Annotated in this window: 1 protein-coding gene; it reads right to left on the minus strand. The window is 32.2% G+C overall.

The features are described 5' to 3' along the window. The coding region (locus L8U41_RS07845; RefSeq protein WP_263728262.1) for a methyl-accepting chemotaxis protein at window positions 1–730 on the minus strand (730 nt) is incomplete at both ends.

The raw sequence follows: 730 nt of genomic DNA on the forward strand, positions 1-730 counted from the left end.
TTTCTTTCTAGCATCCTCTAAGATATCACTAGCTATTTTATTTACATTATCAGCTACTATAGCACTATCATTAGCTATTTTTAAATTCTCTTGAGTTACATGATCAATTTGAGCTACAGCATCATTTATTTGAGTAATACCTGTAGTTTGTTCTTTAATACTTTCACCCATTTCATTAATAGATTGAACTAAGATATTAGTATTAGCTTCAATCTCACCTAAAGACTTTTGAGTTCTTTCAGCTAGATTTCTAACTTCATCAGCAACAACAGCAAAGCCACGTCCATGTTCACCAGCACGTGCTGCTTCAATAGCTGCATTTAATGCAAGTAGGTTAATTTGATCAGCAATATCTCCAATAATAGAAGTAACATTTTTAATTTCTTCACTTTGAGCAATTACTTCACTAGTTTTATGAGATACATTTTGCATAGAAGAAGTAATCTCTTCTAATGCTGCTGCTGTTTCTTCTAAAGAAGAAGCTTGGCTTGATGAAGAATCAGTTAAGTTCTTAACAGCACTTTGTAATTTACCACTTTCACTAGCAAGTAAGTTAGCAAATTCAGATGATTGTCTTAGCATAGCTACTATTTCTTTACCTAAAGCATTTGCTGTTACTTCAACCCCACCTTTAGCATTAGCAACTTCTGTTGTAAAGTCTAAGGCTTTATAGCTATCAAATACTCTATTAATTTCATTCATATTAGAACCAACCTTTTGTTCTAATACA

The sequence above is a fragment of the Campylobacter sp. RKI_CA19_01116 genome (assembly GCF_025771405.1).
GTDB lineage: Bacteria > Campylobacterota > Campylobacteria > Campylobacterales > Campylobacteraceae > Campylobacter_D.